Raw genomic sequence first — 752 nt, 5'->3', positions numbered from 1 at the left:
TTCATGTTCAGTCAAACCGGCGTGAAGCAAAAAGCTCAGATTTTCTATGATTTCTCTTTTTTGTTGATCATGATAAAACATGATAAAATCGAGGCCGATGTCGATGCCATTGATCTGTAGGGCTATGATTGCGTCTGTATTATTTTTTACTGTAACTCTTTTGTTCATATAATCGAGTTGAGTTTGCGAGCCAGACTCGATACCCATTTCGACAAGTCTTAATCCTTGTGTTACTAATTTTGGTAATTCTGTGCGCAGCTTAAGTAGGTACCCTACTGTAGAGGAACTGCTCCATGTAACCTCGCCGCCGAATAGCTTGTATAGTTTTTCAGAGAAATCCAATACTCTTTCTTTTCGTACAAAAAAATTAGCATCCATCATGTAAATATGTTCAAAAGAGTATTTTTTGTGAGCCTCTACAATCCAGTCAATCAGGGTGGTTGCGTCGACGGCACGCCACTTAGGACCATCTTTATCTGCCGCAACGATGGCGCAGAATGAGCACGCTAAAGGGCAACCACGGCTACTAGTGAGTGCTATTGCTTTTCTTTTTTTTCCATCTCTTCTGTCCGTGAAATAGAGGTTTTGTAAACGCTCTGAACAATATTCCAACAATGGATTTTCCCATTCGGTTGCGGGTAGTTGTATCTTCTGTTTATAGGTTTCGTGCGTTTCCCCGATTTCGGAAATCCAAACTGCATTTGGTATTTCTTGTATGTAGTTGTCTATAAGTATTTTTTTGGGTATAGGGT

At 40.0% G+C, this 752-nt stretch carries 1 protein-coding gene; it reads right to left on the bottom strand.

Annotated features, from left to right (window positions below; translation table 11 throughout):
- The coding region (locus UB23_RS28755; protein ID WP_152644304.1) for a B12-binding domain-containing radical SAM protein at nt 1-752 on the bottom strand (752 nt) is incomplete at both ends.

The organism is Pseudomonas sp. ES3-33 (assembly GCF_000952175.1).
Classification (GTDB): Bacteria; Pseudomonadota; Gammaproteobacteria; order Pseudomonadales; family Pseudomonadaceae; genus Aquipseudomonas; species Aquipseudomonas gregormendelii.
Note: the sequence above shows the minus strand (reverse complement) of the source record. Positions and strands in the feature narration are given on the sequence as shown.